Raw genomic sequence first — 21,650 nt, forward strand, 5'->3', positions numbered from 1 at the left:
GACAACGCCATTTCAACGGCTAGATATTTCGCCAATGTGGCCGATGCCCAGGGTGGTGTCCTTTATGCTCAGGATGGCAGATACTATGCCGACAATCTCTCTGAGTTTGATTTCGAAGCCGACGCCAACGATTTCATCGTGCTCGATGCTGACAGCGAAACTCTCGGCAGCGACTCCGTTGCCTCGCTGTCTGCCAATGTGATTACTGCCGACGGAAAGGCAAACCTAGTGCGTCTTACCGATGGAGAGGATTATTTCTTCCCTTCAGCATCGGGACTTCAGCAAATTGCGGCTGCCCGAGTGGAATATGAGCGCCAGCAGTCGCGCAATGGTCTCTATGAGCCATACGCACTGCCATTCGATATTACTGCCAGTTCGCTGCAAGACCAGTTTGAGGGTGACCAGTTTGACATTGCTTTCTTAGACCCGTCGAAGAACGTAATCGATGTGGCGCGCTCGCAGATTATCCTACAGTCTGCTTCAAACGAAGAATACAAAGGCTCCGTAGCGAAGACAATCCCTGCTGGAATGCCGTTCTTCGTTTCGTTGTCAGGCGTCGATGGCGATGCTGCAGTTCAGACCGTCATCTCGTTCGTTGGCGAGAACGTGGTTCTGACAGACCTCTCTGCCACTCCTGTCGACTATCTGCCCTTGAAAGGTACATTCAGCAGCACCAGTGCCTCTTCTATGGCTGGTGAGGAGTTCTATGCCTATATGCTCTCTCAGCTGACCGACGCCGATAAGGCGCAGCTCCTGTTCAGCGCTGCATCAGATGCCAGCGTTGAGGCTTTCAGAAACTGTATACTGCTTCACGGTAGTATCACCGACGGTGGCGTGAAGCCATTCTCTCTTGTCATCGACAAGGGCGCTGCTGACGGCATCAGCGAGGTGGCCTCCAACTCTTCTGCCGTCGCTTCTGCAATATACAACCTTGCCGGCCAGCGTGTCCTGAGGATGCTGCCGGGACAAGTGTATGTGTCTGGAGGAAAGAAGTTCGTGATGAAATAAAAACTCAAAAAACATGCATTCCTTCCGGAAAGGAAGGAAACGACAACTCCCCCGAATGGCGAGTGATTGGCAATTCAAAACTTTTTGATTCGGCCTTTCTCTCTTCCATTCGGGGGAGTTTCTTTGTTGGTAATTATGATAATATCTTTTCGCGAGGATGCATTTCCTGTAGTGTCTAATAAACGGAAAGAACCCAACCGAGATTATGGATTGTGGCTTGCTTCAAGCTCCTGCTTTATAAATCGCCATGTGTAGCCCTTGCCTGAGCGAGCCACCTCTTCGGGAGTGCCGGTCGTCATCACGTTGCCGCCGCCGCTGCCGCCCTCGGGTCCCATGTCTATGATGTGGTCGGCGAGCTTTATCACGTCGAGGTTGTGCTCTATGATAATCACGGTGTTACCTTTGTCTACGAGCCGCTCCAGCACGTTCATCAGTATGCGGATGTCTTCGAAGTGGAGTCCCGTGGTGGGCTCGTCGAGGATATACATCGTTTTGCCCGTGTCGCGTTTGCTCAGTTCGGTGGCGAGCTTCATGCGCTGGCATTCTCCGCCGCTGAGTGTGGTGGAGGGCTGTCCGAGCTTGATGTATCCCAGTCCCACGTCTTGTATGGTCTTTATCTTGCGCAGTATGTCGGGCACGTTTTCGAAGAATTCCACTGCCTGGTTTACGGTCATGTCGAGCACGTCGGAGATGCTCTTCCCCTTGTATCTCACTTCGAGCGTCTCGCGGTTGTAGCGTTTGCCATGGCACACCTCACAGGGCACCATCACATCGGGCAGGAAATTCATCTCTATTGTCTTGTATCCGTTGCCACCGCAGGCTTCGCAGCGTCCGCCCTTTACGTTGAAGGAGAAGCGTCCGGGCTTGTAGCCTCTGATTTTGGCTTCGGGCAGGTTTACGAACATCGCCCTGATGTCGCTGAACACTCCCGTGTATGTGGCGGGGTTTGAGCGTGGCGTGCGTCCTATAGGCGACTGGTCCACGTTGACCACTTTGTCGAGGTGTTCCATTCCCTCTATGCTGTCGTAGGGCATAGGTTCTTTGAGCGAGCGGTAGAAGTGTCGGCTGAGAATGGGCTGGAGAGTCTCGTTTATGAGTGTGGATTTTCCGCTGCCGCTCACTCCCGTTACTACGATCAGCTTGCCCAATGGGAAGTCAACGTCCACATTCTTCAGGTTGTTGCCCTTCGCGCCGTGTATGATGATATGGGATCCGTTGCCCGGTCGGCGCTCTTGGGGCACGGGGATGCTCTTGGTGCCGTTGAGGTAGTCGCTCGTCACGGTGTGCTGGCGGAGCATCTCCTGTGGTGTGCCTTGGAATACGAGCTTGCCACCCTTGCGTCCGGCTCCCGGTCCAATGTCCACGATATAGTCGGCGTTGAGCATCATGTCCTTGTCGTGTTCTACCACTATCACCGTGTTGCCGATGTCTCGCAAGTTTTTCAGCGAGGTGATGAGCTTTTCGTTGTCGCGCTGATGGAGTCCGATGCTCGGCTCGTCGAGGATGTAGAGCACGTTGACGAGCTGTGAGCCAATCTGTGTGGCTAGCCTTATGCGTTGGCTTTCGCCTCCGGAGAGCGACACCGACTGGCGGTTGAGGGCGAGGTATTCCAGTCCAACATCGAGTATGAATCGTATTCTGGTCCTTATCTCCTTTAGTATTTCTGCAGCTATCTGCCTGTTTTTGTGGTCGAGGTGGGCTTCGGCTTCATCGAGCCACTGGTAGAGCTGCCTGATGTCGAGTTCTGCCACCTGCGAGATGTTCTTGTCGTAAATACGGTAGGAGAGCGATTCCTTATTGAGCCGTCCGCCGTGGCATTCGGGACAGGTCTTTACGCTCATGAACTGTTCTGCCCATTTCTGCGCTTCCTTGCTGTCGTCGCCCTGGATGGCTGCCTGAAGGTATTTCACCACTCCGTCGAAGCTGACAAAATAGTCGCTCGTTGTGTGTACCACCTCTTTCTTTATCCTTATCTTCTCGAGCTTGCCGTAGAGTATGTCGTTGAGAGCGTCGTCGGGCAGTTCCGCCACTGGTGTCTTGAGCGAGAACCCGTAGTCGTCGAGTATGGCGTCTATCTGCCAGAATATCATCTGGTTCTTGTATTTTCCGAGTGGCAGTATGGCTCCCTCGTGTATCGAGAGCGAGGTGTCTGGGATTATCTTCGCGAGGTCAATCTCGTTCACCGTGCCCAGTCCCTTGCATCGGGGGCATGCTCCTTCGGGGGAGTTGAACGAGAATTTGTTAGGTGCCGGGTCGTTGTAGGCTATTCCTGATGTGGGGCACATGAGCCTCTTGCTGTAGTATTTCGCCTCGCCCGTGTCCTTGTCCATTATCATGAGCAGTCCGTCGCCCTGCCTCATTGCTGTCTGTACGCTCTTGCGCAGCCGTTCCTGGTCTTTTTCCCTTGCCTGTAGCTTGTCCACAACCACTTCAATGTTGTGGTTTTTGTATCTGTCGAGCTTCATTCCGCTCTTTATCTCCATGACCTGTCCGTCCACGTGCACGTAGAGGTACCCCTTCTTGAGCATACTCTCGAAGAGTTCGCGGTAGTGTCCCTTCCTGTTTCTCACCAGCGGGGCGAGGATAAAGATTCGCTTGCCCTCATAGGCGGTGAGTATCATTCTGATAACCTCTTCCTCGGTGTATCTGACCATTTTTTCGCCTGTCACGTAGCTGTAGGCTGTGCCGGCTCGGGCGTAGAGCAGTCGCAGAAAATCATAGATTTCGGTGGTGGTGCCCACAGTTGACCGTGGGTTCTTGTTGGTGGTCTTCTGCTCTATGCTTATTACGGGGCTCAGACCCGTTATCTTGTCCACGTCTGGGCGCTCCAGTCCGCCCAAAAAGTTACGGGCATAGGCAGAGAATGTTTCCACGTAGCGCCTCTGCCCTTCGGCGAAGATTGTGTCGAAGGCGAGTGATGATTTTCCTGAGCCGCTCATTCCTGTTATCACGGTGAGGCTATGGCTTGGGATTTCCACGTCGATGTTTTTCAGATTGTGCACCCTGGCTCCCCAGACGCATATCTTGTCGTCTTCTCTTTTCATCTGGCGGTTCCTCCTCCCGTGTTGGTGCCTTCGGTGTAGCCTCTGAGCAGGTTCACGTCTCTCTTTATATTATAGGTCTTGCCGTCGGCGCCCTTAGCTTTCACGAGCACATAGTACACGCCCTGTGCCACGTCCTTGCCTTTGTATTTGCCGTCCCATCCGTCGGCGGGGTTGGTCCATTCATAGAGCTTCTGCCCCCAGCGGTTGAAGATGTAGGCGTGGAATTCGGTGAGCGACTGGTAGCCGTCTTTCGCCTTGTAGATGTCGTTTATGCCGTCGCCGTTGGGTGAGAAGGCGTTGGGCATTTCCAGCTTGCTTTCGCTGATGGTGACGCGCAGCGGCTGCTGCTCGCTCCAGTATTCTTGTCCGTATTGTATCACGTCGTTGCCCTTGGTGAAGGTGGCGTAGAGCACTATGCTGTGGCTGCCAGCCTTGGTGAAAGTGTATTCCGTGTTCTCCTCATACCTTGTGAGATAAGGTTCTTTAGAGCCCTCGCGGGTGAAGCGCCACTCGTAGGTGGCGGTGTAGTCGCCCACGTTGCTGGCGTTGGCTTGGAAATAGCCCTTGAGCGGGGCCTGGCCCGACATCTCGGCGCTTTCGGTCACTTCGCCGTCCACGCTCGTGTAGGTGGCTGTGGGGTTGATGGTCGGGGTCTCGTCGTCGGCGAAGGCGTTGCCGGCGAACAGGAACAGTGATAAGAATGCTAATATTTGTCTTGTCGTTGTCATGCTAATAACTATTTTTGCAAAAATACGGCTTTTTTCTTTGTCCTGCAAAATAATAGAAAAGATATTATTTGTGAGTTTGGATTTTTCAACTTATCTTTGTGCCCAAATAAATGATTTGAAAATAAAATGAAAAGTTTGTTCAGATTTTCCATGTTGCTGGTTATGTTGCTCTTTGCCGTCGTGGCAGAGGCGCAGCAGCAGAACTACCGCGAGATGCATAAAGTTAAGAAAGGGGAAACCCTCTTCGGGATCGCGCGTAGGTATGAAATCACCGTGGACCAGCTCATAAAAGCCAACCCCGACATGAATGCGGTGGGCTACGAACTGAAGAAAGGCGACTATATCTTCATACCATATCCCGACGGGCAGAAGCCTGAAGCCACGCAGAAACCTGGCGCTTCGCAGAAGGCAAAGGACGACAAGACAGTGAGGGTGGGCATTATGCTGCCGCTTCACAACGTGGACGGTGACGGAAGGCGCATGATAGAATACTACAGAGGATTCCTCATGGGATGCGACGAGCTGAAGAAGGCCGGGCAGAACGTGGAAGTCATGGCATGGAACGTGCCCATCGACGCCAACATCAGCCAGACACTCGCCAAGGAGGGTGCCGACAGGTGTGACGTGATTTTCGGTCCGCTATACTCCGCACAGGTTGCGCCGCTGGCGGCTTTCGCCAAGCAGCACGGCATAAAGATGGTGATACCATTCTCCATAACAGGAAACGAGGTGGAGAAAAACCCGAACGTGTTCCAGGTATACCAGTCGCCGCAGTTCTTCGCACAGCAGACGGTGAAGTATTTCATCGAGCGCTTCCAAGGGTCACACGTGGTGGTGGTGGACTGCAACGACGCCAAGAGCGACAAGGGAGTATTCACCATGGCGCTCAGAATGGCGCTCGCAGAAAAGGGAATGACATGCAGCATCACAAACCTCACAAACAGCGGGGAATATTTCAGCAAGGCATTCAGCAGGCAGAAACCAAACGTGGTTGTGCTCAACACAGGACGCTCGCCCGAGCTGAACACAGTGATAGCAAAGCTCGACCAGCTGAAGATGGACCAGCCTGGAGTGAAAATCTCACTCTTCGGATATACAGACTGGCTTATGTATGCAAAATACAATCTCGACAAGTTCTGCAAGTATGACACATACATACCCACACATTTCTATTATAACCCACTCTCATCATCCACACAGGCATTCGAGAGGGAATACAGACTGAAATTCGACCAGAGCCTGATGGATTACCAGCCACGGTTCGCTATAACAGGACACGACCACGCTCTCTTCTTCATCAGAGGAATAAGCAAGAAGGGCAGACAGTTCCTCGGGACAGAGGCCGACAGCAATGTGCTGCAGACTCAGCTGCATTTCAAGAAGGCGGGAAGCCAGGCAGCAGGAATGCAGAACGTGGCTCTGAGCTTCGTTCACTACAACACGAACCACTCAATATCCATAATCAATTATTGACACGCCGCCACAAGCCGTGGCGACGGCAAAAGGACAAAAAGACAGATGAACAGAATGACAAGAATTCTCGCCGTGGCACTTTTTATGACGCTGCTGATCCCCGTAGGCACAATGGCACAGGTGGGAGAGCATCGAAGCGTGTTCAGCATAGGAGCCGGAGGAGGATACGTGATGAGCAACGTTGGATTCACGCCAAAGGTAAACCAGAAAATGTATGGCGGAATGATGGGAGGATTAGCATTCCGCTATGTGTGTGAGAAATATTTCAACACCATCTGCTCGGTGCAGGCAGAAGTAAACTACGCCAAGATAGGGTGGAAGGAAGACATACTCGACCTCAACGATTCTCCCGTGATTAACCCGCAGACAGGAGCGGCAGAGGAATACTCGCGCACCATAAACTATATACAAATTCCCGTGTTCGCACATCTGGCATGGGGAAAGGAAAAGAAAGGAATGCAGTTCTTCTTCCAGGCAGGACCACAGGTGGGGATCTGGCTCAGCGAGTCGACAGAAGCAAGCTACGACCTCTCGGCACCTAATCTGCAAGACCGTGCAAACAGGACGGTGGCGCAGGAGACCATGCCCGTGGAAAATAAATTCGACTATGGAATAGCTGCCGGACTCGGAATGGAATACTCGCACCCCAAGGCGGGACACCTTCAGCTGGAAGGAAGATACTATTACGGACTCGGCAACATCTACGGAGACTCGAAAAAAGACTACTTCGGAAAGTCGAACTTCGGAAACATCGTAGTGAAGCTCACTTACCTCTTCGACCTCACGAAGTGAAGCAGATAGCCGTTCGGTCGCGACGCAAGACTGCAGAAGCGGCAGAATGCTGTCGAGGTGGCGGTAAGGCTGCCTAAACAACGGTAAAACAGCTCAGACGACGGGAAGCAGCCGGGCGGAAAGGTTAACCAAGAAACATTATTAACTATTAACTATAAAAAAAACACAATTATGTTTGAAAATCAACCAAAAGGTTTGTGGGCATTAGCCTTGGCAAACACAGGTGAGCGTTTCGGATACTACACTATGCTCGCCGTGTTCTTACTCTATTTGCAGGCCAACTTCGGATTCCAGACCGGAGTGGCAAGTACCATCTACTCAACATTCCTGATGATGGTCTACTTCCTCCCGATTATCGGAGGTATAGCTGCCGACAAGTTCGGATTCGGAAAAATGGTAACCACAGGTATCTTCATCATGTTCATCGGATATCTCGTGCTCTCACTACCTCTCGGCAAAGACAGCGTGGCAATTGCTGCCATGGGAATCTCCCTCATCCTCATCGCATTGGGAACAGGTCTGTTCAAAGGAAACCTACAGGTAATGGTAGGTCGTCTTTACGACGAGCCACAGTTTGCCAGCAACCGCGACTCCGGTTTCTCACTTTTCTATATGGCAATCAACATCGGCGCTATGTTTGCACCTACTGCTGCCATCAAGATCATGAAGTGGGCGCAGATGAGTCTGGGCGTTTCTGAGGCTGATTCTTACCACTTCGCTTTCGCCGTGGCTTGTGCTTCGCTCATCCTCAGTATAGCAATCTATTATGCTTTCAGCTCTACATACAAGCACGTTCTTGCAAACGAGACAAAGGCCAAGTCGGATGATCCGGCAGCAAAGGCAGAAGTCAAGGAACTCTCTCAGGCTGAGACAAAGGAGCGCATCGTTTGTCTGTGTCTCGTCTTCGCAGTCGTTATCTTCTTCTGGATGGCGTTCCATCAGAACGGAAACACGCTGACACTCTTCGCACGTGACTTCACACAGAAGACTTCTGAAGGTCTGCAGTCTATGGCGTTCGACGTGACAAACCTCGTGGCTTGTATCTTTGTGGTTTACGGAAGCTTCGCTCTTGCACAGAGCAAGACCGGCAAGGGCAAGGGCATCGCAATCGGAGTTATCCTCGCTGCCATAGCTTTCCTCTTCTACAAGTATACCACACTCGACAACCACGTAGACATTGAGGCTCCTATCTTCCAGCAGTTCAACCCTTGCTATGTGGTGGCTCTTACACCAGTAAGCGTGGCTCTCTTCTCATGGCTCAACAAGAAGGGCAAAGAACCAACATCACCAGAGAAAATCGGTCTCGGTATGCTCGTTGCAGCTCTTGGATTCGTGTGGATGGCAGTATGCTCAATGGGTCTTGAACTTCCGCTCACACAGGGCAACGCAGCTACGGAAGGCGCACGAGTAAGCGCAAACGTGCTCATCTCTACTTATCTCATTCTGACATTTGCAGAGCTCCTTCTTTCGCCAATCGGTATCTCGTTCGTGTCGAAGGTTGCTCCTCCAAAATATGCAGGTTTGATGATGGGTCTCTGGTTCGGTGCTACTGCTATCGGAAACCAGCTCGTTATGGTGCCTGGCATCATGTGGGGCATGAACTTCAACCTCGTGACTATCTGGGGAGTTCTCGCAGGCATCTGTCTCGTTTCGGCACTCTTCATCTTCTCTATCATCAAGAAACTCAACAAAGTTTCATAAGCAAGAATAAAATTCCTCACAGAAATTTATTGGCATAAAAGCACAATATAAACAAATACCATTCCGGTCCATCCGCTCATGTAGGCTATGTATCCGTAGGCTGCATCGGGCGGATGGATTTCTTTTATTCCGTAACCTCATTCCTGTCATTTAGCTTTAGACGTTTTTTCGTTGAGCAATGATGAGAGATTCACGTTTAATCCAAATCGGTCATTATACCATCTGGGTTAAACAAAAGTAAAAAAACGAACATGTCACGCTAAGAGCCGTTAACGCTTACAGATTGATTGTTAAAAGAGAAGAAAAGTATGAGACATTATGGCAGTTTTACATTTGTTGCGTCTATATTTGCACTCCGAAAATCAAACTGAAATGTGTAACAATAAAGATATTTTGAAATGAAAAAACTATCTAATCGAATTGCGATGGCTGCAATGTCACTTACATTGACCATTGCGACGCCAACAGCAGCTTTTGCGGGCGTCAATGCAGTTCCAAGTCAACCAGTTGACCTGACTTACGCAGCAGAGAAGGCTCTGCCATCTGTGGTGCATATTCGTTTCTTGCAGAATAGCAAAGTGCAGACCGTTGACGTGCAGTCTGATCCCTTCGGAGACTTCTTCGACCCATTTGGCTTCTTTGGAAACCCTGGGAATGGTGGCACGCAGAAGAGAAAAGTGCAGACTCCAAAGAGAGAAGGTTCCGGTTCAGGAGTCATCATATCTACCGACGGATATATCGTGACCAACAACCACGTGGTGGATGGAGCTGACGAACTAACCGTGACGCTCAACGACAACAAAGAATATTCTGCCCGCATCATCGGTACGGACAAGACTACAGACCTCGCACTCATAAAAATCAGTGCCACAAACCTCCCAGCCATGCCTATCGGCGACAGCGACAAGCTGAAAGTGGGAGAGTGGGTGCTTGCAGTGGGAAATCCTTTCAACCTTAACTCCACAGTTACAGCAGGAATCGTAAGCGCCAAGGCGCGGTCGCTCGGAGCCAACGGCATAGAGTCGTTCATTCAGACCGACGCTGCCATCAACTCTGGAAACTCCGGCGGAGCATTGGTAAACACACGTGGGGAGCTCGTGGGTATCAATGCCATGCTTTACTCACAGACCGGAAGCTATAGCGGCTATGGATTTGCCATCCCTACCACTATCATGAACAAAGTAGTGGCTGACCTGAAGAAATACGGAGTTGTGCAGCGTGGTGTGCTCGGAGTTTCAGCTATCGACGTGAACAAGTATTTCGACTCGCAGAAAGAACAGGGCAAGGAGGTAGACCTCGGAACCATGGAGGGAGTATATGTAGCCAAGGTGGATGAGGACGGCTCTGCAGCCGAGGCCGGAATCAAGGAAGGCGACGTGATCATAGCCGTAGATGGCAAGAAGGTGGTCAAGATGAGCGAATTCCAGGAATATCTCACAAACAAGCGCCCTGGCGACAAGGTGGCCGTGACATATCTGCGCAAGAAGCAGAAAAAGACCGCTACCATCACTCTCAAGAACGAGCAGGGCAACACGAACATCGTGAAAGACGCTGACCTGGATGTTCTCGGTGGAACATTCCGCCCGGTGACAGAACAGGAGAAGAAAGATCTGAACATCAGCTACGGATTGGTAGTGACAAAGGTTACCGGCGGAGCGCTCAAGGATGCGGCAGTTTATAAAGGCTTCGTAATCCAGCAGGCTAACGACACACCGATGAAGACTCTCAACGACCTGCAGAAGGCAGTCAAGGACGCTTCTACAAGCAAAGATCCTGTGCTTATCCTCAAGGGATTTTCGCCAACAGGAAAGAAGGCTTACTTCGCTGTGATGCTTGACAAACAGTAAAATCTTTCGACTGAATAACGATAAAAATATCAATGGCACAGGCAAACTACCTACATAAAGGCAGTTTGTTTGTGCTTTTTTTATTCAAAACAGGCAGTTTTTACTTCATATTCATAGGTATTTGAAAAAAAAGAATATAATCTTTTGTCGTTAGAATAAATAATATTATATTTGCATTTGGTAAATTAGTTAAAACTTTTTTCTATGAGACAACTGAAAATCACATCATCCATTACAAACCGCGAGGACCTTTCGCTTGACAAGTACCTGCAGGAAATCGGACACGAAGAACTGCTGACCGTAGACGAAGAGGTGGAATTGGCGCAGCGGATAAAAAAAGGTGACCGGAAGGCACTTGAACGCCTCACAAAGGCAAACCTCAGATTCGTTGTCTCAGTCGCTAAACAGTATCAGAACCAGGGTCTCAGTCTTCCTGACCTTATCAACGAAGGGAATCTCGGACTCATAAAGGCTGCTGAGAAATTTGATGAGACAAGAGGCTTCAAGTTCATATCATACGCCGTGTGGTGGATAAGGCAAAGCATTCTGCAGGCTATTGCAGAGCAGAGCAGGATAGTGAGACTGCCACTGAATGTGGTGGGAACCGTGAACAAGGCTAACAAGGCGCAGAACAAATTTGAACAGCAATACGAAAGAAGGGCTAGCGTTGACGAACTCGCAGAGCAGACTGACCTGCCGGAGGACAAGATACGCGAAGCTATGAAAATCAACGGAAGACACGTGTCCGTTGACTCGCCAATAAAAGAAGGTGAGGAAGGAAGCCTTATTGACATAATGGCTAACTCCGACTCGCCGGATCCTGACAATGAACTCGTGATGGAATCCCTGCGCGAGGAGATAAAAAGAGCGTTGCAGGCCCTGAACGAAAGAGAGCGCAAAGTTATAGAGGCTTTCTTCGGAATAGACCAACCGGAAAAGACGCTTGAGGAAATCGGAGTGCTGTATGGACTGACAAGAGAACGCGTAAGGCAGATTAAGGAAAAGGCAATACGCCGACTACGCCATTCCACTCAGAACAAACAGCTGAAATCCTTCCTCGGTAGCTGATAGCCTACAGACAAGGGAGAGGCGTCTGTAGGCTTGGCGTATCGAAATTCCATAGGTGGAAACGATACGGAAGTCCGGTGTTTATGAATGATGGAGACCAGGGTCCGGGTGATTTCTGAAATGGATAAATGAGTATATAAAAAAAACGAAATAGAAACAATACGAATAACAGAATAATGAGATCTTTAAAATATGTGGCACTTATGGCTGTACTGCTTTTGACGACAGTACAACTGGCTTATGCTGCCAAGGGAAAGGGAGTCAAGACTACTTATGTGTTTGGTGTGGCAACATCGTTCAACGATTCTACGGCTTATGTAACTGTCATTCAGCAGCTTGACTCTGTAACGACTGTAGGAAAAACAGGCATTCTGGCAAACAAACAGGAGTATTCTTATCAGCTACGTGAATTCATGGGCGGCAAAGGTATTCAGCATGCTACTTGTGTAACAGTAAATGCCAAGTCTCGCAAAGAGGCAGAGAAATCATTGAGCTCTATGAAGCAGCGGCTGGCTGGTAAGAACAAACTCATCGTAAAGCAGATACCCGCTGAAGAGTTCGCCTATCAGCGTGTGGTGATGGCGCATTGAGAATGGATGCAGGGCCCTGTCTTTATTTTATAATTGAAATAATTCGAAATGCTCTATCGAATAGCGGAATTCCCTATTGAAATAAGTTTCTCGGAGGATTATACCGATGGAACAAGTCTGATTCCTTCTTTCACACCCTTTGTCATTGGTAGGATGTGTAAGGAGGAGTCTTTGTTGCTGCGTCTTTATGTAGACGATAAACTGCAGCCTAAAAAAGAAAACAGGGAACGTATTGGAGATTTTGATACGGGGAATGGCAATGTAATAGTAGACCGCTTCCCGGATTCCAGTTATCAGTATATAATAAAGGATCTTGAAGGCAGGGCTTGCTGCCTGCTACAGACAAACGCAGACTTCAACGATTGTCGCTGTGCTCTGAACGGTGATTTCTTCATGAGGCAGTATGCGCTCAACAATGCCGTGATGATGGCTTTCTCGTTTGCTGCAAGTTTTCAGAAGGCTTTGATGATTCATGCCTCGCTGGTGAGACACAACGGACGTGGCTATGCTTTCATAGCCCAAAGCGGAACGGGAAAGAGCACTCAGGTGAGCAACTGGCTGAGGTATATACCAGACTGTGACCTTATGAACGATGATAATCCTGTGGTGAGAGTCATCGGCGAAGAAGTGTTTGTTTATGGAACTCCGTGGAGTGGTAAGACGCCATGCTATCGTGATGTGAAAGCGCCTCTGGCAGCAGTAACTCGTATTGAACGCTGCGAGAGAAACTGGGTGGAAAAACTGCCTACGGTGGCGGCTTTTGCTTCATTCCTACCTTCGTGTTCCACTATGAGATGGGACAAGAGGGTTTTTGACAATGTCTGCAACTGTATTTCTGACGTGATAAGATTTTCCGAATTATATACGTTGCATTGTCTGCCAGACAGAGAGTCGGCAGAGGTCTGTCACTCGATGATTGACCATGAATGAACTTGAGCCTGTTCAGATAATACATAATCTTATGAAGAAGAGAGAAGAGAAATTGTTTTCAAATTCAGAACTTATTCCAGAGGTTATAAGTCTTCTGGAGGAAGGACATACCGTGACCTTGCCACTGAGAGGATATAGTATGCGGCCCTTTCTTGAAGACAACCGTGACAAGGCATTGCTCATTCGGGCGAGAGACCCTAAAGTGGGAATGCCCGTGCTGGCAGAAATAGGCGAGAATTATTTCGTATTGCATAGGATTGTGAGCATAAAAGGAGAGAATGTGGTACTTCGTGGCGACGGAAATATCGGTACCGAACGCTGCAAGCTCTCTGACGTAAGGGCGGAGGCAATAGGATTCTACCGCAAAGGCAGGGAACATATCGACAAGACCAATGGTCTGAAATGGTGTCTATATTCGTTTCTGTGGACAAGACTGACGCCTCTCATAGTGCGTCGCTACATACTTGCTGCTTATCGCAGGATTGTTAAAACCGAAAATGTCAATTGAAAAATATGCGTAAGAAACCTGGATTTAATCTTCGTGACGTCTGTGGAGAGCAGATTGTCGTGGCTGAGGGTAAAGAGAACATTGACTTCAGCAATATCATAAGTATGAACGAGACTTCGGCCTTCCTTTGGGAGGCTTTGGGAGACAAGGAGTTTGATGCCGATATGATGGCTTCTTTACTTTTGGAAAAGTATGATGTTGATGCTGAAGTGGCAAAGGCAGACTGTGAAAATTTGCTTCGTGGGTGGAGTGAAATAGGTATCGTGGAATAATAACAACGACATGATCTTATGCTCAAATATATGTTCTGACAGTAGGTTGAGGATAACCAGTTGGTGCATGTTGGTATGGGCGTTGTTCTTTGTTATAGCTAAAAGTCTTGCTTTTTGTAGCTATAAGAATTGTTCATTGTAGTATAAAATGCATTTTGTAGCTATAAATTGCTCTTTGTAGTGTCCTTTTTGATAAATTAATAATGGCGGTTTCCCTTTAGACTTTATGTCTTGTTGGGGAAACCGCCATTATCCTTTTATATTCGTTTGGTTCTTTTGTTCCAAATCAGGTGTGTCAGAAGCTTACTTCATCTTTTCAACAAAAAAGTCTGCAATCTGTCTGAGCAGGTGGTTGCGAGTGTTGCCACCATAGATGCTGTGGTTGCGGTTGGTGTAGATGTTCATGCGGAAATCCTTGTCTGCCTGAATAAGAGCCTCCGTGTATTCATATGCGTTCTGTGGATGCACGTTGTCGTCTGCAAGGCCATGACAGATAAGGAGGCTGCCGCTGAGACCAGCCGCTCTCTTGATCGGGTTGGTGTCGTAACCTGCAGGGTTCTCCTGAGGAGTACGCATATAGCGCTCTGTGTATACGGTGTCGTAGAAACGCCAGTCTGTTGGAGGTGCTACTGAAACACCTGCCTTGAATACGTTTCTTCCCTCGCTCATGCTCATGAGAGTGTTGAAGCCACCGAAGCTCCATCCCCAGATGCCGATGTTGTTTTTGTCTACGTATGGCAGAGTGCCAAGATAGAGGGCTGTTTCCACCTGGTCTTTCGACTCAAGGTCGCCAAGCTTGAGATATGTGCACTTCATGAATTCTTCTCCTCTTCCGCCAGTGCCGCGTCCGTCAACGCAAACCAGGATGAAACCTCTGTCAGCGAGATATCCGTCATAGAGACATCCGTTGCCCATTGAACCTACTGCCCATGAGTTTGTAACCTGCTGACTGCCAGGACCACTATACTGCCACATGATGACAGGATATTTCTTTGATGCGTCAAAATTGTGTGGCTTTACCATGATGCCGTTTAGCTTTACTCCCTCGGATGTCGTGAAGGTGAAGAACTCCTTCTGTGGAAGGTTGTATTCCTTGAGCTTGGTTTTCAGCTCGCTGTTGTCATTCACCATTGCGATGCGCTTTCCGTTCTTGTCACACATTGAGTATTCGAAAGGAGTGTTTCTGTCGCTCCAGATGTTCACGAAATACTTGAAGCCCTTGCTGAAAGATGCAGAGCTCCATCCGTCGCGTTTTGTCAGACATTCGGTCTTGCCGTTCTTTGCCGTTACATATACTTCGCGGTTCATCGGATCCTTGCCTGCAGCCTGATAATAGGTGTTGCCGGTCTTTTCGTCGTAGCCGTAAACATCGGTCACGTCATGTTTGCCAGTAGTGATTTTTTTCACCAGACTGCCGTTGATGCTGTAGAGATACAGCTGCATGAAGCCGTCGCGGTCGCTTGGCAGCAAGATATGGCTGTCGGTAATCTTGATGTTTGCCATGGCCTCCTCCTGAACATATTTGGCGTTCTTCTCCTGGATGAGCATCTTTGCTACTGTGCTTCTTGGATTTACGGCATATAGGCGGAGGTCGCTCTGATGGCGGTTGAATGTATAGACGATGATTTTCTCGGCATCTTTAGTAGCTACGATGCGTGGAATGTATCCGTCAGCGTCGAGTGGTACCTGCAATTTCCTTGTCTGATGCGACTTGATGTCGTAACTGTATACTGCCACCGTAGAGTTCTTCTCTCCAGCCTTAGGATATTTGTATGAGTAGAGACCAGGGTATGTGGCATATTCCTTGTGTTCAGGATATTCCCCCTTGAACATCTGCAGAGAGTATTCACGTACGTCCTTCTCGTCATACTTTATCCAGCATATCATGCTGCCGTCGCCATTGAAAGTCATGGCCGTGTTGAATCCGAACTCCTCCTCGTTCACCCAATCTGGAATACCGTTGATGAGTTCGTTCTTCTTGCCGTCTTTCGTCACCTGGCTCTCGGCGTTGTCGTAGAGCAGTTTTACAAGGAAGATGTTGTTGTCACGCACGAAAGCAATCTGCTTTCCGTCTGGTGACCAGACTGGTGTCTGCTGTGCTCCGTTGTCAGACAGCTTCTCAAGCTTGCGGCTTGCGATGGTGTAGATGTAGAAGTCGGCTGTGAAAGAACGTCTGTAAATCTTGTGTGAATTCGTCTGGATAAGCATCTTTGTACCGTCAGGACTCATAATATAGTCTTCGAAAGACTCTATTTTCTGACCGATGGTGTTGTTCACGTCAAACAGCACGTCGGTTTGTTTGCCGGTGCGGAAGGAGTATCTCACCACCTTCTTGCCGTCTTTGCTAACCTGGGCATAGGTCTCTCCGTCGTCGAGAGCCGTGATGCTTCCAATTCCTTTGGGGGCGAACTTGCCGGACGTGATGTCCTTGAGTGACAAGTCGTTGCCAGCCAAAGCAGTTGTAGCGCTAATCAATAAAGCTGCGCACATTAGGAACAATTTTCTCATAATTAATTTATCTGTTTTTATAGTATTTCTATATCTATTGCAAAATTAGCAATTATATTGCAATTAGTACTCATGATTAAACACAATTTAACCCAAATGGGTTGTTACCCGGTGTTGAGGATTTGCATATTGTGTGAATAGTACGGTTTGTAGGGCTTTAACCATTCTTTAGTCCATAGATTATCAATTTTTAATTGTATCTTTGCATTTACATTTTATCAGAAACTGTTGATGCTATGTGTTTAATCCCGACGACAGTTGGATGGCTTCTGTCTTGGTGATATTTGATGGGGCTACGAATAAAACGTATTGCCGGCATCAGGTATTTCCCTGACTTACCAGTAAAAATAGAATATGCCAACTTATATATAAATATTATATGCCGAATTATAATTCTTATAGCGAGTGGATAAGAAGGAAATTCCCGTTCAGGGTTCAGAAAATTTCCGTGGATGCCGGTTTTTCCTGTCCTAACAGAGATGGAAAGGTTGGTAGGGGAGGTTGTTGCTTCTGCGACAACCGTTCATTCAATCCTGCCTATTGTGACAGGGAACAGAGTATTACAGACCAGATAGAGAAGGGTAAACAGTTTTTTTCGCACAAATATCCAGACATGAAGTATCTTGCTTATTTCCAGGCTTACAGCAATACATATGCTGGTGTTGACATCTTGCGTAGGAAATACGAGGAGGCTTTGGCGTGTGATGATGTTGTGGGACTTATTATAGGAACCCGTCCCGACTGTATCAACGACGAGATTCTGGATTATCTGGAGTCATTGAATCGTCAGACTTTCCTCACGGTAGAGTATGGGATAGAAAGCACAGAGGATTCCACATTGTTGAGAATAAACCGCGGTCATGATTTCGGTTGCTCTGTCCATGCTATAGAAGAAACTTCAAAAAGGGGAATTGTCACCGGTGGGCACGTTATTGTGGGGCTGCCTGGAGAGTCTGCCGACGACATTATAGCTCAGGCTAAAAAAATATCTGCAACATCTCTCGACATTCTGAAAATCCATCAGCTACAGGTCGTTAGAGGAACACGGTTGGCTGAGGATTATGAGAGAAAACCTTTTCATGTCTTCTCGGTTGACGAATATATTCGCACAATCTCAGAGTATATCCGCAATCTACGTCCTTCGATTGTCATTGAGCGTTTCGTTTCCCAATCGCCAAAGGGAATGCTTCTTGCTCCAGACTGGGGGCTGAAGAACTATGAGTTTACAGATAAATTGAATAAATATCTTCGAGAGAATGACATTCGCCAGGGAGACGCTCTTTAATCCGGATCAACCATTTGGGCTTGTTGTGTTAAGGCTTGTTTCCACCTTCTGCTACATGTGTTTAATGATTACGGAAAAATCGTTGTCTTGGATGAATTTGGTAATGTCTGTCTTTGGATGGCACCGCATATACTTTTCGGTAGCCTTGACAAATTTAGTGTCGAAAGCCTTTTCTTCCAAGACCTTATTGCAGAGCCACATTATTTTCCCCAGATGTATATCTCGCTCTATCTGAGGTCTTTTGTCGAAGTTGGGCATCTGGTGGATGCTCATCAGATAGAAGCAGATGGCATCAGGCACAATGTTCTTTCTGTTCATAGTTTTGCGCTGCGTTTCCGGATAGTATTTCCTGTAAAGAGGATAATCTTCTCCGAGATATTTGTCTATGGAGATTCCTATCGTGCTGTTGCCGATAATGATGCTTTGGTCAAGGGCGCCAATTTGCATGTATATCCTTGGAATCACAATTTTAGGATAAATCTTCTGCAGGTTCGTGAATGCCTTATTGAACTGGTCGTTCAAGTCGTCAACGTTAGCATACTGTGATTCTGCATCGCTTATAAGTGTCTGTAGTGTAGAGTCTTGATAAAAAGTCAGGAATATCTTGTTTATCTCGGGGTCGTTTACTTCGCCCAGCTTGAGCATATCCTCAATGAGTGTTCTTGTCTCCATCGGGTAGTCGGTGTTCATCTGCTGAAGGGCAGAAAAGTCGCTCGTGGTGAGGTATTGACTTTCCAACCTGTCGTAGCGGCAGATTTCAATTTTCTGCGGTTCGCTATACAAGAAGTCGAAAGCCTTGAACTTATATTCGCATGAGCAAAATGCTATCTGAATACAAATGAATATTATTATGTATATGAATCTTCTCACTATAAATTCTCTTCCTATTGTTTTTTTGATATTGCAAATTTACTAAAAAATATTATTTGCACAAAATTTAAAGCTAAAAATTACAAAATTCTAATTGCTTTTGTGTGTTTATTGTTTAAAATGGTTTAAAAATCTGCACATCTTGCCCTCGGTGTGTAATTATTTTGAGTTTGTATGCCTCAGTTTTCTCCTTTGTTCCTATTCCTAGTTCTTTGGCAGGAGCGGTAAATGTAAGTTGAAAATATTTTGCAGAATCTTTTTTGTGTTAAATATTAGGGCAGTTGGATAATTTGTTGTAACTTAGCACCCAAATTGTAAAATGCGCTTAAAACGCAAGGAAATGCCCTTAAAACGGGAATTTAAGAAAATTAACAGATTAACTAATGGATAGTAACAACACTATTGATCAAGACAGAATTCTCAAGATTAACATTGAGGAGGAGATGAAATCCTCATACATCGACTATTCTATGTCGGTGATTGTTGCCCGTGCGTTGCCTGATGTGCGCGACGGTTTCAAGCCTGTGCACAGAAGAATACTCTATGGAATGATGGGTATTGGCAATACAAGTGACAAGCCTTATAAGAAATGTGCTCGTGTTGTCGGTGAGGTGCTTGGTAAGTATCACCCACATGGTGACAGTTCTGTATATGGAGCCCTTGTCAGGATGGCGCAAGACTGGAACATGCGTTACACACTCGTTGATGGTCAGGGAAACTTTGGTAGCGTGGATGGCGATTCTGCTGCTGCCATGCGTTATACGGAGTGCCGACTCTCAAAGATGGGAGAGCACATCATGGATGACCTTAACAAGGATACGGTTGACATGACGAACAACTTCGATGATTCGCTCGTTGAGCCGACAGTCATGCCAACAAAGATTCCAAACCTGCTCGTAAATGGCGGAAACGGTATTGCGGTAGGTATGGCGACAAATATTCCGACCCATAATCTCGGTGAAGTCATTGACGGATGTTGCGCATATATCGATAATCCAGAAATCGATGTTGACGGACTGATGCGTTATATCAAGGCTCCGGATTTCCCTACAGGTGCTTATATATATGGTATACAGGGAGTGAAAGATGCCTACGAAACTGGTAGGGGACGCATTGTCATGCGTGCGAAGGCTGAGATTGAGAGTGGTGATTCGCATGACAAAATTGTCATTACGGAAATACCTTATGGCGTGAATAAGGCTCAGCTTATTACATATATCGCCGATCTCGTCAAAGAAGGAAAACTCGATGGTATAAGCAATGCCAATGATGAGTCTGGTCGTCAGGGTATGCGTATCGTCATTGACGTGAAGAAGGATGCCAACGCAAATGTTATCTTGAATAAACTCTTCAAGATGACGGCTCTGCAGAGCTCATTCTCAGTGAATTGCATCGCTTTGGTTAAAGGTCGTCCACGTCTGCTTACTCTCAAGGAATGCGTTCATCATTTTGTTGAACATAGACATGACGTTACAATTCGTCGTACTAAGTTTGACTTGAAGAAAGCCCAGGAAAGGGCACATATCCTTGAAGGCCTTATCATCGCCTGTGACAACATCGACGAGGTGGTACACATTATCCGTGCATCCAAGACTCCGTCAGACGCACAGCGCAATTTGGAAAAGCGCTTTGAGCTCGATGAGTTGCAGTCTAAGGCAATCGTTGATATGCGTCTCAGCCAGCTCACTAGTCTGCGTCTTGAGCAGTTGCATGCCGAATATGAGGAGTTGGAGCGTCAGATCAATTATCTGCAGTCTATCCTCAACGATCCTGAACTTTGCAAGAAGGTAATGAAAGACGAGCTTCAGGAAGTGAAGGAGAAGTATGGAGACGAACGACGCACAGAGATAAAATATTCAAGTGAGGAATTCAATCCTGAGGACTTCTATCCTAACGATCCTGTAGTTATCACTATCAGTCATCTTGGTTATATCAAGAGAACTCCTCTGAGCGAGTTCAGAGAGCAGTCAAGAGGTGGAGTGGGTAGCAAGGGAGCCCATAGCAGAGAGCAGGACTTCACAGAGTTCATCTATCCAGCCACAATGCACAACACCATGATGTTCTTCACCAAGAAGGGACGTTGCTACTGGCTGAAGTGCTACGAGATTCCGGAAGGAAACAAGAGCAGCAAGGGCAGAGCGATACAGAACCTCCTCAATATCGAAAGCGACGACAGCGTCAATGCATTCTTGCGTCTGCGCGGTCTCGACAACGAGGAGTTCATCAACAGCCATTATGTAGTGTTCGCCACAAAGAACGGACTTATCAAGAAGACCTTGCTTGAGGCCTATAGCCGTCCGAGAGCAAACGGTGTCATAGCCATCAACATTCAGGAAGGTGACGAGGTGGTAGGAGTAAGACTTACCAACGGACACAATGAACTGGTGCTTGCAAACCGTAACGGTAGGGCTGTGCGTTTCGATGAGAATGCCGTTCGTGCAATGGGTCGTGTATCTACCGGTGTACGCGGAATGCGTCTCGACGGTGGAGACGACGAAGTTGTAGGAATGGTTGTAGTCAACAAGCCTGACGAGGAAACCATAATGGTTGTGAGCGAGAATGGCTACGGCAAGCGTAGTCTTGTTGAGGACTATCGCGTAACCAACCGTGGTGGCAAGGGAGTGAAGACTCTTGGAATTACAGAGAAGACAGGACGCCTTGTTGCCATTAAGGTAGTGACAGACGAGAATGATCTCATGATCATCAACAAGAGTGGAATCGTGATCCGTCTGTCTGTGAAGGAATGCCGTGTGATGGGACGTGCCACACAGGGTGTAAGACTGATAAACCTCACGAAGAAAAATGACGTCATTGCCAGCGTATGCAAAGTGATGAGCTCAGAGCTTGAGGCTGTTGTCGAAGATGAGAGTCGCAAACAGATGGTTGCTACAAACGAAAGGATAAACCAGGATTCCACTTCCGCTCCAGCCACACAGTTTGAAGACGGTGACCATATAGAGGAAAGTGATTCTGTTGCCGATAACAATGATGTGAATAACGAATAACTATAATCTTAAACAATAATG

General features: G+C 47.8%; 16 protein-coding genes. 12 read left to right on the forward strand and 4 right to left on the reverse strand.

Annotated features, from left to right (window positions below):
• On the forward strand, positions 1 to 1,008 hold a 1,008-nt coding region (locus CCC32_RS04215; RefSeq protein WP_287072550.1), incomplete at its 5' end, for a hypothetical protein.
• A gap of 203 nt (positions 1,009 to 1,211) precedes the next feature.
• Here CCC32_RS04215 and uvrA read toward each other — a convergent pair.
• Complete coding sequence (uvrA, locus tag CCC32_RS04220; protein WP_287072552.1) at positions 1,212 to 4,052, reverse strand: excinuclease ABC subunit UvrA; 2,841 nt, start codon at positions 4,050 to 4,052, stop codon at positions 1,212 to 1,214.
• Complete coding sequence (locus CCC32_RS04225) at positions 4,049 to 4,780, reverse strand: T9SS type B sorting domain-containing protein (protein ID WP_287072554.1); 732 nt, start codon at positions 4,778 to 4,780, stop codon at positions 4,049 to 4,051. Before CCC32_RS04225 ends, uvrA begins: the two co-directional genes overlap by 4 nt.
• A 126-nt stretch (positions 4,781 to 4,906) precedes the next feature.
• On the opposite strand from CCC32_RS04225, the gene CCC32_RS04230 reads away from it, so the two are divergent.
• The 9 genes from CCC32_RS04230 to CCC32_RS04270 all read left to right on the forward strand — a co-directional run bounded on the left by CCC32_RS04230 (position 4,907) and on the right by CCC32_RS04270 (position 13,961).
• Positions 4,907 to 6,253, forward strand: a complete 1,347-nt coding sequence (locus CCC32_RS04230) for an ABC transporter substrate-binding protein (RefSeq protein ID WP_287072560.1) — start codon at positions 4,907 to 4,909, stop codon at positions 6,251 to 6,253.
• Positions 6,254 to 6,298: 45 nt separating this feature from the next.
• The gene (locus CCC32_RS04235) at positions 6,299 to 7,045 is read left to right on the forward strand and encodes a porin family protein (RefSeq protein WP_022315951.1); all 747 of its coding nucleotides are present in this window, start codon (positions 6,299 to 6,301) and stop codon (positions 7,043 to 7,045) included.
• A 171-nt stretch (positions 7,046 to 7,216) separates the two neighbouring features.
• Positions 7,217 to 8,746, forward strand: a complete 1,530-nt coding sequence (locus CCC32_RS04240) for a peptide MFS transporter (RefSeq protein WP_287072562.1) — start codon at positions 7,217 to 7,219, stop codon at positions 8,744 to 8,746.
• A 398-nt stretch (positions 8,747 to 9,144) separates the two neighbouring features.
• Positions 9,145 to 10,593 carry a Do family serine endopeptidase gene (locus tag CCC32_RS04245; protein ID WP_287072564.1) on the forward strand — a complete coding sequence of 483 codons (1,449 nt, stop codon included), beginning with the start codon at positions 9,145 to 9,147 and terminating at the stop codon, positions 10,591 to 10,593.
• Positions 10,594 to 10,797: 204 nt separating this feature from the next.
• On the forward strand, positions 10,798 to 11,661 hold the full coding sequence (locus tag CCC32_RS04250; protein WP_022315947.1) for a sigma-70 family RNA polymerase sigma factor: 864 nt from the start codon (positions 10,798 to 10,800) through the stop codon (positions 11,659 to 11,661).
• A 176-nt stretch (positions 11,662 to 11,837) separates the two neighbouring features.
• The gene (locus CCC32_RS04255) at positions 11,838 to 12,251 is read left to right on the forward strand and encodes a hypothetical protein (protein WP_022315946.1); all 414 of its coding nucleotides are present in this window, start codon (positions 11,838 to 11,840) and stop codon (positions 12,249 to 12,251) included.
• 48 nt (positions 12,252 to 12,299) lie between these two features.
• Positions 12,300 to 13,181, forward strand: coding sequence for a hypothetical protein (locus CCC32_RS04260; protein WP_022315945.1), 882 nt, complete (start codon positions 12,300 to 12,302; stop codon positions 13,179 to 13,181).
• A gap of 31 nt (positions 13,182 to 13,212) precedes the next feature.
• Positions 13,213 to 13,689, forward strand: coding sequence for a S24/S26 family peptidase (locus tag CCC32_RS04265; protein WP_044074546.1), 477 nt, complete (start codon positions 13,213 to 13,215; stop codon positions 13,687 to 13,689).
• A gap of 5 nt (positions 13,690 to 13,694) precedes the next feature.
• On the forward strand, positions 13,695 to 13,961 hold the full coding sequence (locus CCC32_RS04270; protein WP_022315943.1) for a PqqD family protein: 267 nt from the start codon (positions 13,695 to 13,697) through the stop codon (positions 13,959 to 13,961).
• 303 nt (positions 13,962 to 14,264) lie between these two features.
• Here CCC32_RS04270 and CCC32_RS04275 read toward each other — a convergent pair whose 3' ends face one another.
• A complete protein-coding gene (locus tag CCC32_RS04275) occupies positions 14,265 to 16,469 on the reverse strand; it encodes a S9 family peptidase (RefSeq protein WP_278840819.1) in 2,205 nt (734 codons plus the stop codon).
• A gap of 379 nt (positions 16,470 to 16,848) precedes the next feature.
• Between CCC32_RS04275 and mnmL the strand changes: the two genes are divergently transcribed.
• Positions 16,849 to 17,754 carry a tRNA modification radical SAM protein MnmL/YtqA gene (gene mnmL, locus CCC32_RS04280; protein ID WP_278840816.1) on the forward strand — a complete coding sequence of 302 codons (906 nt, stop codon included), beginning with the start codon at positions 16,849 to 16,851 and terminating at the stop codon, positions 17,752 to 17,754.
• 51 nt (positions 17,755 to 17,805) lie between these two features.
• Here the strand turns inward: mnmL and CCC32_RS04285 are convergent, their stop codons facing one another.
• On the reverse strand, positions 17,806 to 18,624 hold the full coding sequence (locus CCC32_RS04285; protein ID WP_042517131.1) for a gliding motility protein GldB-related protein: 819 nt from the start codon (positions 18,622 to 18,624) through the stop codon (positions 17,806 to 17,808).
• Positions 18,625 to 19,007: 383 nt separating this feature from the next.
• Between CCC32_RS04285 and gyrA the strand changes: the two genes are divergently transcribed.
• On the forward strand, positions 19,008 to 21,629 hold the full coding sequence (gene gyrA, locus CCC32_RS04290) for a DNA gyrase subunit A (protein ID WP_287072570.1): 2,622 nt from the start codon (positions 19,008 to 19,010) through the stop codon (positions 21,627 to 21,629).
• Positions 21,630 to 21,650 lie beyond the last annotated feature (21 nt).

It is taken from the genome of Prevotella sp. LMAG:51 (assembly GCF_008680225.1).
In the GTDB taxonomy this organism is placed as follows: Bacteria; Bacteroidota; Bacteroidia; order Bacteroidales; family Bacteroidaceae; genus Prevotella; species Prevotella pectinovora.